Below are 17,248 nucleotides of genomic sequence, written 5' to 3' on the forward strand. Positions count from 1 at the left end.
TTAAACTGCAATAATGGAAAGAAATAAAGTCATATTAGTAGACGATAACGACGTCGCACTTGGTGAAATGGAAAAATTGGAAGCCCACAAACAAGGTCACCTTCATAGGGCATTTTCGGTATTTATATTTAACGATAAAGGCAAACTGCTTTTACAGCAGAGAGCAAATCATAAATACCACGGCGCTGGGCTTTGGACAAATACTTGTTGTTCTCACCCTCAATGGGATGAAGATGTATTGTTGAGTGCTGCAGAGCGCTTAGCGTATGAAATGGGATTGAAATGTGATTTGGAGTTTTCCCATTCGTTTATTTATAAAATCGAAGTCGAAAACAATTTGATAGAGAATGAATACGACTACGTTTGTATCGGTTACTCCGATGAGGAACCGAAAATAAACAAAGACGAAGTTCAAGATTATAAATGGATGGACTTGAACGATATCTTAACCGATATTAGCCAAAATCCAGAAAATTACACGTATTGGTTTAAGGTAGCCCTGCCAATGGTAATGCATAATCTGAAAATAGATTGAAATGTAACAGGTACATTAAACAATCCCTGTTCTTACTTGTCTTTTAGATAACATGACCGACAAGACCGCCTTTGAAATGACCGATAATAATGTTTGTACCGAGCAATACTTTGAAACAATAAATTGACGCAGTGTTACGCCCCGTTCCTTACTTCGACTTTGTTCACAATCGTCACAGATAAGCAAGAAACTGCTTTCGGAGAAAATAAGTTTCAGATCCTCTAAACCGAAAGTTTGGTTGCAAGCTCCTTCATAATCAACCAAGAGAATGTCCGGCTGCCCGTATTGCATTTGGCATGCCTTTACATCCTCGCCCAATAGTGTATCCCACAAAATCTCTACGTTGGAATTAGCCTCCTGCTCCAACAATAATCTATATGCTACCCGCAACCGCCTATTATTGCTTACAATGCCTACTGTTATTCTGTTCATATCTAGTATCTAAAAATGTTGGTTATTCTTATTTACGGAACAACTAATTAATTGTTTTAACCAGCTGTTCTTTTTTAAGTTCTTTCTCCGTCACGACCTTTCGTAGCCTATCGCTTGTAAAGCGATGTTTACGCTTTGTATAATGAATTTCGATCCCCTCTTTTACACAATAGTCTTTTCCAGGAAAATGGGATACCATACCTTCCACAAATCGTATATCGACAGGCAAGGACTGCAACATATCCATTAATTCTTCGTCTGAACCGTAAGGGATAATTTCATCTACGTACCTGCAACCTTCTAGTTTAATGAACCGCTCGACAACAGTTTGCGCCGGATGCGAACTACTTTGATCCCGTTCCTTGGTATCTGTTTTTAATCCGACGATTAGATGGTCACAATACCGTTTAGCCTCTTCCAACATGACGAGATGACCTAGATGTAAAAGGTCGAATTCACCAAAAATAATTCCTATTTTCATTTTTTCACTGTTAACGTACTATTACTCCTCTACTCCAGGTGTTTTATGCATTTAGTCGCTGTAATGGCAACTCTATATTTTCTTTTAGATGAACAATGGAAGCCGGTTCTTCGTGTTGTTTCTTCGCAATGATTTTACGTAATGACGAACTGGAGAACCGATTTTCCCTGCGATTAAAATAAAGCTCAATGCCTTTTTCTTCGCAGTACTTCCTTCCCGTAAAATTCTTGTCCTTATACTCATCCCCTAAAATGCGTACGTGGATTTTGTAAGAACGCAGTATATCTTCCAGATCCTGTTCGGTAGCATACGGAATAATCTTGTCTACATGTTTGCATCCCCGCAATTGCATGTAACGTTCAAAAACCGTCTGCGTGGGTTTATTTTTTTCCGGACGGTCTAAGGTAGGGTCGGTCTGCAAACAGCAGATAAGGAAGTCACACTGTTCTTTGCCGTCTTCAAGCATTTTTATGTGTCCTGCATGCAACAAGTCAAAAGCAGAAAAAGTTATTCCTATTTTCATCATGGTAAATTATTTTAGTTTCAAATGCATCTATTCAGTTTCTTTCAAATAGCTGATGGGAACTCGACGTAAATAATATTGCGTAGGTATTACTCACACTTCGGTTTCACATAGGTATATAGAGAACACCGTTACGTTAATCTCGTTTTGAAAATTTTTCTTTTTATTATTTTATGACTAAATGCTTACTTTTCTCCAAACTAAACCATCTATTCAACGTTCAATATACGTGGGAGTAAATCACAATATCTCCCCCATTTCAAGATAACTTTATTTTAGCGAAACTATAATGGACATACCGAGCGGCACGTACCGTATCCAGTTTAATCAAAATTTCACTTTTCAACATCTCGAACAGATAGTGGACTACCTGCATAAGCTGGGTATTGATACCATTTATGCTTCCCCTATCCTCCAAGCAAGCCCAGGTAGTGTGCACGGCTATGATGGAACGGATCTTAACAAGATCAACCCGGAACTGGGAACACTGGAGCAACTGATAAAACTGAAAGCGCGACTCACCGCCCTTAATATAAAGTGGTTGCAAGACATCGTTCCAAACCACATGGCCTTTCACCATGAAAATCGTTGGCTTATGGATGTTCTGGAATATGGTGATCTATCCCCATACAGCACTTATTTCGATACGGTCCACCACAGTATATTATTTAAAAAAGGGAAACTGATGATCCCTATCCTTGGAAAGGATCTGATGGAAACCGTCGAATCCGGTGAAATTACCATTGCAATTGACAATCAGCAGTTGTACTTTACTTATTTTGATTATAGGCTGCCGATTAACCCAGCCTCTTATGATGAAATAAACCAATGTTTGGATGACATCAATGACAATAAAGAAAAATTACTGGATATATTATTCAAGCAGCATTATCAACTCTGCCATTGGACAGAAACAGATCAGCGCATAAATTACCGGCGTTTCTTTACCATCAACGGATTGATCTGTTTGAATGTACAGGATGATGATGTATTTAAAGACGTGCATCGCTTTGTGAGAGAACTGCTCGAGAAACAAATTGTGGACGGCTTCCGGATCGATCATATAGATGGTCTTCATAACCCTACTAAATATTTAAGAGATCTGCGGAAAATCTGTAGATCGGATACTTATATCGTCGCGGAAAAGATTTTAGAACATGGGGAAAATCTTCCCCATAATTGGCCCATTCAAGGCACGACCGGTTATGATTTTCTAGCAATGTGTAATAACGTCGGTACAGACAGCAGTAGTGAGAAACTTCTTACTCAATTTTACGACGAACTGGTGGGGAAGCGCGTCTCCTTAGCAGATCAACAAATAGAGAAAAAAAAGGCGATTTTATCCCAGCATATGCAGGGGGAAGTTGACAACCTATGCCAATTATTTTTAGATCTAGAGCTTGATCTTGGTAACCCTCCTATTGCTGCGGAGGAGCTTCGACCGGCTATACAGGCATTCTTGGTATATTTTCCGGTATACCGCCTTTACGAGGAAAACTTCCCATTCGGTACAGAGGCGTATCGTGCAACCATGGCTATTTTTGATTTGATATTGCAGAAAGAGGTGAATAATATTCAAGGAACAGAAAGATTACGGGACGTTATCACGCGGGCACAACACGAACCGGATCTCGTTTATCGCAATAACGCGATGATTTTCTTCCAGCGTTGCATGCAATTCACCGGACCTGTAATGGCAAAGGGCGTCGAAGATACGCTCATGTACACATATAATCGATTCATTGGCCATAACGAAGTCGGTGATCATCCGGCAAATTTTGGTATCAGCATTGCTGCCTTCCACGACGCGATGCAGAAACGGCAAGCATCATGGCCTTCTACGCTCAATACTACCGCTACACACGACACCAAACGAGGTGAAGATGCGAGAGCCCGCCTTCAAGTGCTGACGGCTTGGCCTGAAGCCTGGGTTGAACAGGTTAATACCTGGCAAAAAATTGTAGAAGAACATTATGAGGAAGATCTACCATATCCTAATGACATTTACGCTGTCTATCAAGCGATATTTGGTTCCTATCCGATGCCCGGCTGTCCGGAGGATGATTTTGAGGAACGGTTTTCAAATTACCTGACAAAGTACTTAAGGGAAGGGAAAGAACATTCTGATTGGGCGACACCAGACGAAACCTACGAACAGCGTGTTCAGCATTTTGCCCAATTTCTGACAGATAAGGAGCGTCCTTTCTTCCCCGTTTTTCATGCTTATTTAAAACGCATGATAGACTTTGGCATCATGAATTCGCTAGCCCAGCTGTTATTAAAACTCACCTGCCCGGGCGTACCGGATACTTATCAAGGTACAGAACTCTGGGATCTGAGCTTTGTTGATCCTGATAACAGACGCCAAGTTGATTATGCTATCCGGCAACGATATCTACAGGAAATCGACGAGTTAGATAACGACAATGTCCTTCCCATACTTTGGAAACAGCGGTATAACGGTAAGATCAAACTTTGGTTACTGAACACTTTGCTCACTCTTCGTAAGAAATATCACACGATATTTACAGAAGGAGAATATATCCCTTTAGAGGTGAAAGGAAAATATAGCGAGCATATATTGGCTTACGCCCGTAAATATCAACAAGATTGGCTGGTGGTTATCATACCTCTCCATCTGGCCGCTATCGAGGAAATGCGAACCTCTGCAGCTCACGAATTCGATTGGGAAGATACCGCCGTTTTTTTGCCAAACAGATTATCGGTACGCTGGCAGCATCTACTACGCCCCGTCAAAGGAGAGAGTACAGCTTTAAAGCTATCGTCTGTTTTTAAGGATTTGCCCATAGCCGTCGTTCGTTACAGCGAACCACCGAATCCTAGAAGCGCGGGCGTATTGTTGCATATCACCTCGCTGCCTTCTCGCTTTGGCATTGGCGATCTCGGGCGGGGAGCATATGATTTTGTTCAATTCCTCCAGTCCAGCGGGCAGCGCTGGTGGCAGATATTACCTTTAGGGCCTACTTCCCAATCCCAATGCTATTCTCCCTACAGTACCCGGAGCGCAATGGCGGGCAACCCTTTATTAATAAGCTTAGAGGCACTAGCAGACGACGGTCTGCTGACGCAAAAAGAACTAGAAAAGGCGACTATTGGTAGACGTGCACAAGTTGATTTCGCGAGGGTCGAATCCGTAAAAAGAGAATGGCTACACCTAGCATTTGAACGGGCGGATCTTGCCAATAACCATGATTTTAAATCTTTTTGTGCGGAAGAAGCATATTGGCTGGATGACTACGCATTATTTGTCGCTTTACAGAACGCTTATTCAGATGCTCCTTGGTTTACGTGGCCGGACCCGTTGAAATCACGTAATCCACAGGCGCTTGCCAAATTTGAAACCGAACATCATTCTCAACTTCTCGAAGAAAAATGGACGCAATATATTTTCTTTAGGCAATGGAAAAAATTGAAAATGTATTGCCGGGAACGTGGCGTGCGTATCTTAGGAGACGTTCCCATGTATGTGGGGCACGACTCAGCGGATGTATGGGCAAACTCACATTTATTTTCGTTGGAAACGGACGGAAGTCTCCACTCCGTGGCCGGCGTACCACCGGATTATTTCAATGCGGAAGGCCAGCTCTGGGGAATGCCTGTATACGATTGGCAAGCACTCAAGCAGGATAACTATGAATGGTGGATACTAAGATTAGCACATAACTGCAAGCTTTTTGATAAGGTCCGACTTGACCATTTTAGAGCGTTCGCAGCGTATTGGGAGGTCTCCTCCCAGGACAAGACGGCACAAAGCGGTCAATGGAAACCCGGCCCGGGAAAAGATTTTTTCACTAAGGTACAGGCTGAATTGGGTAAATTACCTTTTGTTGCAGAAGATCTCGGCGACATTGACGACGCAGTCTACGAGCTGCGGGATACTTTTCAATTATCCGGAACTAAAGTTCTTCAGTTTGCCTTTGGCGATAATACGGCGTCGTCACCCCATATTCCGCATCATTATGACCGAAATTTCATTGCATATACCGGTACACATGATAACAATACTGTCGTGGGTTGGTTTAATGACGAACTAGATAACGCAGCTAAAGAGCGCCTATCACAATATACATCTATTGCTGTCGATCAAACGAACATCGCCGATACAATACTAAAGATGGCATATGCATCGGTAGCGGATACCGTAATTGTGTCGCTGCAGGATCTCTTATCTCTTCCGGGAACGCACCGCATGAACAATCCAGCTGGTGCAATAGGCAATTGGAGCTGGATAGCGCCACACGACGCTTTCGGTGAAACTATCAGAACAAAAATGCGACTGTATATGGAATTATACGATCGAATATAGATATTATATTAACTACACCATTTTAATAAAAAAAATGAATACAAAAATACTTGTGGGATCTCCTTACCCTCTAGGAGCTACTTATGACGGCAAAGGCGTAAACTTTGCTATTTATGCTGAAAATGCAGAAACCGTCGAACTCTGCCTTTTCGAAAACGAAACAGATGAGGTGGAATCTTTAAAAATTAAGATCAACGAACGAACACATCAAGTATGGCACGTTTATATCCCCGACATTGGTCCGGGGCAGCTATATGGTTACAGGGTACACGGTCCCTACGAGCCTACACAAGGACATCGCTTTAACCCGAACAAACTTCTTATCGATCCGTATGCCAAAGCTATAGCAGGTACACTACGTTGGGACGACGCCCTATTTGGTTATGAAGTAGGTCACCCAGACGCCGACTTAAGTTTTAGCGAAAAAAATAGCGCAGCCTATATTCCCAAAAGTGTTGTGATCGACGGCTCATTTGACTGGGAAGGAGATAAACCTCTTCGAATCCCGATGCACCGTAGTGTTATCTATGAAGCACATGTTAAGGGGTTTACGGCGCAACATCCTGAAATACCAGAAGAGATAAGGGGTACTTATTCTGCATTGGCCCATCCTATAACCATTTCTTATCTCCAGTCGCTCGGTATAACAGCAATAGAACTTTTACCCATACATCATTTCATTACAGATAGACATCTTAAAGAAAAAGATCTGACAAACTATTGGGGTTATAATACTATTGGTTTTTTTGCTCCTGATATTCGTTACGGATCCATCGGCAGTCAGGGAGAACAGGTGATAGAATTCAAAAATATGGTAAAGGAGCTCCATCGTGCCGGAATAGAAGTCATATTGGATGTGGTGTATAACCATACGGGGGAAGGCAACGAGATGGGTCCGACTCTCTCTTTCCGCGGCATTGACAATGCTTCTTATTATCGTCTGACTGAGGATCCGCGCTATTATATGGACTTTACGGGGACGGGAAATACGCTTAACGCGCGTCTGCCAAATGTTCTTCGTTTGATTATGGATAGCCTGCGCTACTGGATCCAAGAGATGCATATCGACGGATTTCGATTTGATCTTGCTTCTGCCCTCGCCCGTGAACTGTACGATGTAAACAAACTAAGTTCATTCTTTGATGTCATCCACCAAGATCCTGTTATCTCGCAGGTAAAGCTTATTGCGGAACCTTGGGATATTGGAGAGGGTGGTTACCAAGTTGGGGAATTCCCTCCCGGCTGGGCGGAGTGGAACGGCAAGTACCGTGATTGTATACGCGATTACTGGACTGGGGCTGATAGCATGCTTGGTGAATTCGCTGATAGGCTGACAGGATCATCGGATCTCTACCAGGGAGATTACCGTAAGCCGACAGCAAGCATCAACTTCATTACTGCCCACGATGGCTTTACCTTACATGACCTTGTTTCCTATAACGAGAAGCATAATGAAGCAAATGGCGAGGATAACAATGATGGCGACAGCCATAACCGTTCTTGGAATTGTGGTGTAGAGGGTCCCACTGAAGATGAAGAAATTAACAAGCTACGCGCAAAACAGAAAAGAAATCTCCTTACCACGCTGTTCCTCTCGCAGGGTGTCCCGATGCTCGTTGCCGGAGATGAGATCGGACGTACCCAACAAGGGAATAACAACGCGTATTGTCAGGACAACGAAATATCGTGGCTCGATTGGGAGAATAAGGATGAAAGTCTTATGAACTTTACCCGGCAATTGATTGCTTTCCGAGATGAACATCCGTCATTCTGTAGAAGAAAATGGTTTCAAGGGATTCCTGTAAAAGGCATCGGCCTGGAAGATATAGCCTGGTTTGACCCTGAAGGACAGGAAATGGAAGAAGAACATTGGCAGAATGATTTCGCCCGATCCTTAGCTGTTTTTCTAAATGGCAAAGGTATTCGGACACTAAGCGATGACGGCACTAAAATCGTAGACAACAGTTTTTACATCCTATTTAATGCCTACTGGGAGGATATTAGCTATAAACTACCGGAAGCAAAATACGGTAAAGAGTGGACGTTGGTTATAGACACCAATCTGGAGACTATAGGCGCCCATGATAGATACACCTCCAATGCTTCCATCAAGGTACCGGGGCGTTCCATTATTGTCCTAATGTCCGTATAAGAACTAATTTTATCTACTATTGATACAACGCTGATTGCACATGAATACAGGGAGAATAATACCGTTAGGGGTTACTCTTAAAGATAATAAAGCACAGATTACGGTTTGGGCACCAAAAGCTAAAAGCGTTATATGCCGCACCTATCAACCCAATGCAGATATTGTTTTGGTTGCGCAGGCATATGGATACTGGTATGCGGAAAGCAAGGAGATAACCGTTGGACAACTTTATCAATTTGTTATTGATGGTGAAGCACTTCCAGATCCGGTATCACGTTCCCAACCGGAAGGGGTACACGGGCCGTCAGCCGTTATTGATCTAAGGTTTGATTGGACCGATCAAGATTATCGTTGTCCGCTTTTACGTGATTTCATTATTTACGAACTTCATGTGGGAACGTTTTCTCCGACACACGATTTTAATGGTATTATCGAGCGCTTGCCTTATCTCAAGAATCTTGGCATAACAGCGATAGAGGTTATGCCCGTCGCCCAATTTCCTGGTGAAAGAAATTGGGGGTATGATGGAACCTTTTTATTTGCTGTACAACACTCCTATGGTGGCGCCCTAGGCCTGCAACGGCTGGTAGACGCCTGTCACCGGGAAGGTATCGCAGTCATTCTGGATGTTGTCTATAATCATTTCGGTCCGGAAGGAAACTATCTTGACAAATATGGCCCATATCTTACGGATAAATATCAGACACCATGGGGAAAAGCTGTCAATTATGATGATTCGTGGAGTCATGGAGTACGGGATTTCGTCTGTGAAAATGTACGGATGTGGTTCCAAGATTTTCATATCGATGCACTTCGCCTTGATGCCGTTCATGCCATCAAGGATTTCAGTCCCTCTCATATACTTCAGGATATAAGACGTACGACAGATCTTATAATACGTGAAACCGGACGGACGCATTATCTGATAGCGGAATGTGATCTGAATGATAGACGTTTCTTAGAACCGTTAGAGCAGAACGGCTTTGCTGTAGACGCGCAGTGGCTCGACGAATTCCACCATGCGCTGCGCGTCGCTGCCGGTGAAGAAAAAAAAGGGTATTATGAAGAATTTAATGGCATAGTACATTTAGCAAAAGCTTATGAACAGGCCTATGTATTTACAGGTCAATATTCTACTCATCGCCAGAAGTTTTTTGGCAGCAGCACGGAGAGGATTCCTAGAGAAAAATTCATTGTTTTTTCCCAGAACCATGATCAAGTCGGCAACCGCATGCTTGGGGAACGTAGCAGTGTGCTTTTTACGCCCGATTTACAGCGTTTGATGGCCATGGCTGTAATGGTATCTCCATTTATACCTCTATTATTTATGGGGGAAGAATGGGCTTCACAAAAGCCTTTCCTTTATTTTGTAAGTCATAGTGATCCCGATTTGATCGCGGCTGTTCGTAAAGGGCGCACCGAAGAATTTTCTGATTTTCACGGCGATGGAGAGGTATCCGACCCACAGGATGTAAAAACCTTCAACAACAGTGTACTGGATTGGACGGAAAAGGATATAGCGGACCACCAACGCATGTTTCACTACTATCAAAGCTTAATTGCCTTAAGAAAGTCCAATACCGTACTTCGAAATAGAAGAAGGGAAAATCTCCGTGTAAGTAGCGATACGGAGAAAGACTCACTGATCCTACATTTCGAGCATGCGAAAGAAACGCTTATTTGCATACTCAATTTTTCATCGTCGATACAGCGCTTCGCTATTCAGAAGGATAAAGCGTGGGAAAAAGTGTGGGATACAGCCGAAAGCAGGTGGGGCGCTATTTGCCCGACTGTATGGACTGACAACTTCGTGCATATTCCCGCTCAAACAGGTATTATAATACAAGGTGCAGATTTAGGCAAACAGTAAGCAATCATCTTAACTAAAAATAAATTGATATGGAAGACATATTTTTTAGCGACGGCAAAAACCTATTAAAAATCATTATCGCAACCGTCGTGTCGTATTTTGCAATTTTGGCCATTATCCGGACTATGGGGAAAAGAACATTGGCTAAAATGAATGCATTTGATTTTGTAGTCACCGTAACACTCGGTTCAACTTTATCGTCAATGTTGCTCAACAAAGTTCCTGTACTAGATGGTACGGTTGCTGTACTGATCATAGTATCTTTACAATATCTGATAGCCTATTTAGCACAACGCTCGCAAACAATCGAAAAAACGATCAACTCTACCCCTACTATCCTTTTTTATAATGGAGAGTTCATTAAAGAAGCCTTAGAAAAGGAAAGAATCACTAAGGAAGAAGTACTCGCGGAGATCCGAAGCTATCGCTTAGAACAACTGAGCGAAGTCCGTGCAGTGATCATGGAAATAAACGGCACATTTAGCGTTATAAAAAAAGATTCCGGTGAGGAGCCTACGTCATTAAAGGATTTAAATCCTGATATATGATGTTTTTGTCAGTAGACACGAATCTGTTTATTCTTCCGATTTATCATCCGGCCTTTTCCGAGTATCCAATTTTTTCTTTAAATATTTAACTAAGGAAGGATCAGTATGTTCCTCCATGTCACTCAATTCAAGTTCTAAGGCTTTGTTGCTTAACTGGATCTCTATAAAAGAAATAACTAATGATATGGTAAAAAACAAAAGACTCATTGCAAAAGCAACCTCGGCTACCAATACGTTGTCTAAGTAGATACCATACATACACACGATGCAACTTATAAAGCTCAATACACCCATGCCTTGCATATGTCGTAATAATTTAAGGCGGTAACGAAGATTTCCAATCTGGCCTTGCAATACCCCTTTTTTATTATGTTCAAGATATTTGGCATGCAAGCTCCGCACTAAGGCCGCCAACGCCAAAAAACGATTGGTGTAAGCCAGCATAATTAAACTGATAGCCGGGAAGAGCAAAGCTGCTGTATTGTACGTTATCATGTTCCTATTTGTCGAGCGTCGTATTGATATTTTATATTTCCTCTTATTGCTTGCTGATTTTATCGGGCAGGATATTTTCATTTTGTTTATCACAGCTAGATAATAAATACATACTCAATAAAAGGAGAAATAGATACTTCATTTTGGTAAAATTTCTTAAAAGTAAGAGTTTTTGGTGGAGATTTCAAAGCGGATCCTACGTCAACATCGTAAAGGAGAAATTTTCTTCTTCTCTCATGCTCAAGTCTTCTCTCCCAACCCCATAATAAAGCGGTTAAAAAAAGATAACACACCAATAAGAGCTATAATTCCGCCTAACGCGATGAAGATATTATTTACCCCGAAGAAATCTGCCGCCCATCCGGTTCCAAGTAAACCAATGACAGTAGGAATAATAGCCATACTGAAATAGAGAGAGAAAACACGTCCCATCACTTCAGGGCGCACCTCTTCTTGCAATACCGTCATGAAGCTTGCGTTATAAATTGTTGCTGCCACGCCACCAATAGTCGTCAAACCGACCAAAATCCAAAAGGTGTTGGGCGGGATAATACCGGATAAAGACAGCGTTAGACCAAGTACAATGTTCATTATATTAATCATCACTACTTTTCGTATGGTGGGTTTAAAAATTCCCAATACAGCCCCTCCTACCAGCATACCAATTCCCCACACCATTTCTACTATACTCATTTCCCATTTGCCTCCACCAAAGTATTGCAAGGTTAACAATGGAAACAAAACAGCTACAGGCATAATACAAAAGGTACCAACCGAAGTATAAATAAACAGCCATGTTAATCCTTTGTTATCTAAAATAGCCCTAAAGCCTAATTTTAGATCGTTCCGAGCTTGTGCGAAGCTGGCCTTTGCCTTTTCGGGTATGTCAGGGTTGGGAATATAGACAAATAGCAGTGCGGTGATAGCTACCACGGCACCAACAATATCCAGCAACAAAACATTACCAATCGACAACAACGTGATCGCCAGTGCTCCCAAAGCAGGACCTGCTATTGCAGAAATTGACTGTATCATCTGGTTAATACCAGCGATGCGTAACAACTCGCTCTCGGGCGCAATCATCGGAATGGATGCTTGCATAGCGGGCATATGGAAGGCCGACCCTACCGAACGCAGCGCGAGCATAGCATATATTAGAATAAGACTTTCGTATCCAAGATAAAAACTAATCGACATCACCAATGTGCACAGCGCTACGAAGCCATCGGCAAACATCATTGTTTTCTTTCGGTTCCAACGGTCAATATATATCCCAGCAAATGGACCGATAACCGCAGCAGGCAACATCCCTGCGATAGCACCATACGCAAGCACCTCAGCAGATCCATGCTCGATACTTAACCATATAATAATAGCAAAATTGACGGCTGAGCTCGTAATCAATGATATAAACTGCCCAATCCATATAATGAGGAATTTTCTTTTCCAGTTTTCTTTCTCTTGCATAAACTTTTATGTATAAAACGTAGTCTTTCGAACGTTTTGTAATCAAAAATAAAATGTATATATGAATAAAATAAGCGCGAAACAGCTTATTTTAACGGATATCTAGGCATAATAGGATGCCTAGCACTTACGCTATTCTATTGCGTACGGTTAATACCCTATATAGAGAAGTAATTTTCATTGGAGTATATTGTTTTATAAGGCAATGAAGCTTGCATGAACTGATTTTATTGATGCCTTTTTCTAAGTAGGAGCTCATGCAGGTTTCATGATAAGGACAAATGTAGAAAAAAAATCAATCTTTTTCAATTATCGGTGGAATAAGTTTATAGATAACGGGGGTTACAATCCGTGACAACAGTGTTGAGCTGATCAACCCACCGATCATAACGATAGCCAACGGAGATATCAATGGATTACTAGACCACGCGATGGGTAACAAACCACCAATAGCCGTAAGCGAGGTTAAGATTATGGGCAGAAAGCGGATTTCACCTGCTTGTTCAATCGCATCGTTAAGTGCTACACCCTCCCGTCTGAGCTGGTTCGTAAAATCCACCAACAGGATGGTATTTTTCACTTCAATACCCGCCAGTGCCACCAAGCCAATTGTTGCGACAAAAGACAACGTATTGCCTGTAACCAAGAGTGCTAACACAGCACCTACAATACCTAATGGAATTACGGACAAAACAATCAACGTACTCTTAAATGTCTTAAACTCTAAAATCAGCACAGCGATAAATAAAAATACCGTCACCATAATAATGGTACCAAAGCCGCCAAAAGCGGTCTCCCGACTTTCTACTTCCCCGCCCATTTCGTAGGAATAACCAGTTGGAAAAGAAAAAGTATCCATCTTCTTAATAACTTCCTGAATCACTGCATCATTGGTAAAGCCTTTAGCAACAGAAGCATTTACAGATACCATTCTGTTTTTGTCTTGACGATAAATATTAGGCGGTGAAGATTCGAACGCTAACGTTGCTAACTGTGCAAGAGGTATGGCCGTTCCTTCCACATTGTTAACGAAGATACCGTCAAATACGGTCATATCAGGCATATTTGGCCGTGGAACGGTGGCCACAATGCTATATTCGTTGTTATCCACCTTGGGATCGGTATATATCCCAACCTCGTACCCTGCCAACGCTATCCGCACCGACTGATCAATCCGTACCGTAGGGACTCCCAACGCCAATGCCTTCTCTCTATTAACTAAAACTCGTAAGTCCGTTTTCTTATTTTTTAACGGGTTATTTATATACACATTGCCCGGCGTATTTTTCAACAGTGCTTCTACTTCAGCTGCCAGACGTTGTAAGGTATCCAGATCATCTCCAAATAAACGCACTTCTACAGGAGATATAACGGGCACGCCTTGTTCAAAATTCTTCACCTCAATTTTGGCCCCCAAGTAATTTGTCCATTTCTGTCGCAGATCCTCAATCAATAACTCCTTTTCCTTTGCTTTCACATCGTCATGCAACTGAACAAAAATATCAGCGTACCCTACGTTTTCGCTAGCCTGACTCATGTTGTAATAAATTGTTGGATTTCCTTTTCCGACGTTACTCGTAAAAAATTTAATATCCTCTATTTGATGGAGCTCCCCTTCTATTTTCCTGGTTATACTATCCGTTGTTTGTAAACTACCTTGTAATGGTGCGGCAACGTGAATCATGAATTGTGGTTTTTCAGATGCTGGAAAAAGTGAAAATCCAACGACGGGAATCAATGCCAAGGAAGCCAAGAATATACCCAATGCGATAATGGCTGTACGTGCAGGATGTTTTAGCGCCTTGTCTAGCCAGACAGCGTATGTACTGTGTATAATCTTCTTTAACACGCGTAAAATAGCATTCCCCTCTTGGGAAGCATGAGGTTTCAACAATTTGCTCGATAGAAAAGGAACCACAAGCAAGGCGATAAACATGGATCCAACGACAGATGCGATAACAGCTGTGGGCATACTGCGTATAAAATCGCCGGCCATCTCGGGCATAAACATTAAGGGAAGAAAGGCGATCACCAATGTAACAGTACAACCGACAACAGCTAATGCAATCTGGTGCGTTCCTTTGATCGCAGCTTCCAAACGCGTATATCCATCCCGCATCCATCGCTCAATATTTTCGACGACCACAATACTGTCGTCCACCACTAATCCTAAAGCAATCACAAAACCAACTATACTGAGTTGATTTAAGGAATAACCGATGATATTTAATGTAATGAGTCCTAAACCCAGCGAAAGTGGTATCGCAATCATAACGACCAACGATGCGCGGAAGCCTAAAGGCAATAGCGTAAACAAAACCAACGAAATGGCAATCACGAAATCTATCGCAAGACCGCTTAGCCTGCTATTTACCTGATCCGCTTGGTCGAAGTTCACGATAAAGTCTACATTGGTAGGAAGCGTTTGTCGAAACTCTTCAAAGACTTGACTATACGCTGCCTGCGTATCACTGATATTCATCCCACCTTTTTGTGCCGCATTCACTAACACGGCATGATACCCATTCAATCTAGTTATATGTGTAGGTTGTCCAAATGTGGGATACACATCGGCTACATCGTTCAGAACGATATTTCGTCCTTCTGCACTTGAAATGACCGTATTTTTGATTTGTTCGATACTTTTATAATCGCCACTGGTGGTTACACTGAAGGACTTGCCCCCGGCAACAACTGCACCCCCGGGGATATTTTGGTTCTCACTTTGCATCGCCTGCACGACCTGATCCATCGGTATCTTTAAATTAGCTAGCCGTGACAAGTTTAAATCTACACGGATCAACTGATCTGGCAAACCACTGATTTCTATATCTTTCAATGCTTTCACTTTCTCCAAGCGAGATTTTAAGTCTTCTGCCAGACGTTTCATCGTAGCGGTCGATGCATTTTCAGAAATCAACGCTGTTTGGATTACACTGACCGTCGTGGGATCAACTTTCTTAACCTCTGCACTATAAATATTCTCTGGAAGTTCCCCTTGCGCTGCACTCAGTTCCCTTATCAGTTCTTGGTATTTCCCCTCATAATCTTCGCCATACACATACTCCACAAAAATAAAAGCTACTCCGTTGGTAATAGTTGTCTTGATACGTTTTATCCCATCTAAAGCGTAAAAGCGGCTTTCCAACGGTTTCACGACAAGTTGCTCCATATCTTTGGGACTTGTTCCAGGATATACCACAATAACAGGAAAACTCACTGGCTTCATTTCTGGATCTTCCGCCCGGGGCATCGTCAACATGGTACTGATGGCAACGACAACGACCATCAATACCATAATGAGTGTAAACTGGTAATTCTTAATAGGATATTTGATGAGGTTCATATAGAAAGTTTTTATTGCTCGATCACTTTTATAGGTGCCCCGTCAACCAAATACGGACTACCTGATACAATTAATGCTGTCGCTTCTTCCAGTCCAGCAGAAATTAGCACCTCATCTGCTTGAATGGATGCAATATGCACTTTTACTTTTCGAGCTGTTTTTCTATCATCTGTTATAAATACATATCCTTCTTTTCCATCCCCTTCTAAGAGCGATTCATACGGAATCGACCATGTAGCTTGTTTTACAGCGCGAGGTTGTATATATGCTTTACCAAACATACCTGCAGCTATCTTTGCAGGAGGATTATCGGCAAGCGTTAAGTATACGCTAAAAGTACCTGTTTTAGGATCTAATCCTTTTGATTTTTTTCGTACAATTGCAGGGTACATCCTTTCACCCAACGCGTCCGATGAGATGCGTGCGGTATCTCCTTCATCGACTGCTGCCCATTGTCTATCCGATACACCGACCTTCAATTGCCAATTCCCATCATTTGCCCCGTTTACTTGAAAAACTGGCGTACCGGGGCCGACCACCTGCCCTTCCTGTGCCAATCGGGCGAGCACATAGCCATTGCTCGTCGATCGTATATCAGTATACTGTTGATTGAAGCGTACGCTCCTGATATCTTGTTGCGCCAGATCAAGCGCTGTCTTCGCATTTTGCATCTGCTCCAAGGTAGAAACACTATCGTAATACAGTTTACTAGCCCGTTCATAATCCCGTTTAGCTTTTTCCAACGCTAAGGATGCCTGTGAGGCCTTTGCCTCGATTTCATCGGTGTGCACACGTGCCAGAAGCTGGCCTGCTTTAATAGGATCACCCTCCCGAACATAAATCCGGCCGATAACACCTCCATTTTTAAAACCCAGCAGTGTTTCATCATCTGTGGTGAACGTACCGGTTGCCTCAAAACTGGCTCCGGTCCCGTCCGAATGTAAGCGCATCAATGTTACAGGAATGGTATCCGTATCCGGAATAGCCGATTTGCGATCTGCTTGACCACAAGAAGATAAAAATACGGCTAAATAAATAACAGATACTGAAAGATTAAAGAATTTGTTCATGA

General features: G+C 42.4%; 12 protein-coding genes. 5 read left to right on the plus strand and 7 right to left on the minus strand.

Translation table 11 applies throughout. From position 1 onward, the window contains the following. Positions 1 to 13: 13 nt before the first annotated feature. The gene (gene idi, locus H8B21_RS10855; RefSeq protein ID WP_190313767.1) at positions 14 to 535 is read left to right on the plus strand and encodes an isopentenyl-diphosphate Delta-isomerase; all 522 of its coding nucleotides are present in this window, start codon (positions 14 to 16) and stop codon (positions 533 to 535) included. Between the two features lie 15 nt (positions 536 to 550). Here idi and H8B21_RS10860 read toward each other — a convergent pair whose 3' ends face one another. From H8B21_RS10860 to H8B21_RS10870, 3 genes are read right to left on the minus strand one after another with little or no spacing between them, the layout of a single operon-like run. After that, positions 551 to 967 carry a hypothetical protein gene (locus H8B21_RS10860; RefSeq protein ID WP_190313768.1) on the minus strand — a complete coding sequence of 139 codons (417 nt, stop codon included), beginning with the start codon at positions 965 to 967 and terminating at the stop codon, positions 551 to 553. Between the two features lie 43 nt (positions 968 to 1,010). Next, positions 1,011 to 1,448 (minus strand): adenylyltransferase/cytidyltransferase family protein, encoded by a 438-nt coding sequence (locus tag H8B21_RS10865; RefSeq protein WP_190313769.1) that lies wholly within the window; start codon positions 1,446 to 1,448, stop codon positions 1,011 to 1,013. 43 nt (positions 1,449 to 1,491) lie between these two features. Continuing rightward, the gene (locus H8B21_RS10870; protein ID WP_223814965.1) at positions 1,492 to 1,974 is read right to left on the minus strand and encodes an adenylyltransferase/cytidyltransferase family protein; all 483 of its coding nucleotides are present in this window, start codon (positions 1,972 to 1,974) and stop codon (positions 1,492 to 1,494) included. A 286-nt stretch (positions 1,975 to 2,260) separates the two neighbouring features. On the opposite strand from H8B21_RS10870, the gene treY reads away from it, so the two are divergent. Genes treY through H8B21_RS10890 form a run of 4 tightly spaced genes read left to right on the plus strand, consistent with a single transcriptional unit; the run spans position 2,261 to position 10,868 of the window. Then, positions 2,261 to 6,298 (plus strand): malto-oligosyltrehalose synthase, encoded by a 4,038-nt coding sequence (gene treY, locus H8B21_RS10875; protein WP_190313770.1) that lies wholly within the window; start codon positions 2,261 to 2,263, stop codon positions 6,296 to 6,298. 34 nt (positions 6,299 to 6,332) lie between these two features. Next, positions 6,333 to 8,450, plus strand: a complete 2,118-nt coding sequence (glgX, locus tag H8B21_RS10880) for a glycogen debranching protein GlgX (RefSeq protein WP_190313771.1) — start codon at positions 6,333 to 6,335, stop codon at positions 8,448 to 8,450. A gap of 40 nt (positions 8,451 to 8,490) precedes the next feature. Beyond that, positions 8,491 to 10,320, plus strand: coding sequence for a malto-oligosyltrehalose trehalohydrolase (gene treZ, locus H8B21_RS10885; RefSeq protein WP_190313772.1), 1,830 nt, complete (start codon positions 8,491 to 8,493; stop codon positions 10,318 to 10,320). Positions 10,321 to 10,349: 29 nt separating this feature from the next. Next, positions 10,350 to 10,868, plus strand: coding sequence for a DUF421 domain-containing protein (locus H8B21_RS10890; RefSeq protein WP_190313773.1), 519 nt, complete (start codon positions 10,350 to 10,352; stop codon positions 10,866 to 10,868). Between the two features lie 27 nt (positions 10,869 to 10,895). Here the strand turns inward: H8B21_RS10890 and H8B21_RS10895 are convergent, their stop codons facing one another. The 4 genes from H8B21_RS10895 to H8B21_RS10910 all read right to left on the minus strand — a co-directional run bounded on the left by H8B21_RS10895 (position 10,896) and on the right by H8B21_RS10910 (position 17,246). After that, a complete protein-coding gene (locus tag H8B21_RS10895; RefSeq protein WP_190313774.1) occupies positions 10,896 to 11,363 on the minus strand; it encodes a DUF2721 domain-containing protein in 468 nt (155 codons plus the stop codon). A gap of 240 nt (positions 11,364 to 11,603) precedes the next feature. Beyond that, positions 11,604 to 12,830: an MFS transporter gene (locus tag H8B21_RS10900; RefSeq protein WP_190313775.1), complete on the minus strand. Its 1,227-nt coding sequence runs from the start codon at positions 12,828 to 12,830 to the stop codon at positions 11,604 to 11,606. 295 nt (positions 12,831 to 13,125) lie between these two features. Beyond that, positions 13,126 to 16,176 carry an efflux RND transporter permease subunit gene (locus tag H8B21_RS10905; RefSeq protein WP_190313776.1) on the minus strand — a complete coding sequence of 1,017 codons (3,051 nt, stop codon included), beginning with the start codon at positions 16,174 to 16,176 and terminating at the stop codon, positions 13,126 to 13,128. A gap of 11 nt (positions 16,177 to 16,187) precedes the next feature. Next, entirely contained in the window at positions 16,188 to 17,246 is a 1,059-nt protein-coding gene (locus H8B21_RS10910; protein WP_190313777.1) for an efflux RND transporter periplasmic adaptor subunit, read from the minus strand. Positions 17,247 to 17,248: the final 2 nt, after the last annotated feature.

It is taken from the genome of Sphingobacterium chuzhouense, from assembly GCF_014692525.1.
GTDB lineage: Bacteria > Bacteroidota > Bacteroidia > Sphingobacteriales > Sphingobacteriaceae > Sphingobacterium > Sphingobacterium chuzhouense.

Excerpts from the sequence above, each read along its gene's own strand:
- H8B21_RS10910 (WP_190313777.1), bottom strand. The coding sequence starts at position 17,246 with ATGAACAAATTCTTTAATCTTTCAGTATCTGTTATTTATTTAGCCGTA.
- treZ (WP_190313772.1), top strand. The coding sequence starts at position 8,491 with ATGAATACAGGGAGAATAATACCGTTAGGGGTTACTCTTAAAGATAAT.
- treY (WP_190313770.1), top strand. The coding sequence starts at position 2,261 with ATGGACATACCGAGCGGCACGTACCGTATCCAGTTTAATCAAAATTTC.
- H8B21_RS10865 (WP_190313769.1), bottom strand. The coding sequence starts at position 1,448 with ATGAAAATAGGAATTATTTTTGGTGAATTCGACCTTTTACATCTAGGT.
- H8B21_RS10890 (WP_190313773.1), top strand. The coding sequence starts at position 10,350 with ATGGAAGACATATTTTTTAGCGACGGCAAAAACCTATTAAAAATCATT.
- idi (WP_190313767.1), top strand. The coding sequence starts at position 14 with ATGGAAAGAAATAAAGTCATATTAGTAGACGATAACGACGTCGCACTT.
- glgX (WP_190313771.1), top strand. The coding sequence starts at position 6,333 with ATGAATACAAAAATACTTGTGGGATCTCCTTACCCTCTAGGAGCTACT.
- H8B21_RS10895 (WP_190313774.1), bottom strand. The coding sequence starts at position 11,363 with ATGATAACGTACAATACAGCAGCTTTGCTCTTCCCGGCTATCAGTTTA.
- H8B21_RS10900 (WP_190313775.1), bottom strand. The coding sequence starts at position 12,830 with ATGCAAGAGAAAGAAAACTGGAAAAGAAAATTCCTCATTATATGGATT.
- H8B21_RS10870 (WP_223814965.1), bottom strand. The coding sequence starts at position 1,974 with ATGATGAAAATAGGAATAACTTTTTCTGCTTTTGACTTGTTGCATGCA.
- H8B21_RS10905 (WP_190313776.1), bottom strand. The coding sequence starts at position 16,176 with ATGAACCTCATCAAATATCCTATTAAGAATTACCAGTTTACACTCATT.
- H8B21_RS10860 (WP_190313768.1), bottom strand. The coding sequence starts at position 967 with ATGAACAGAATAACAGTAGGCATTGTAAGCAATAATAGGCGGTTGCGG.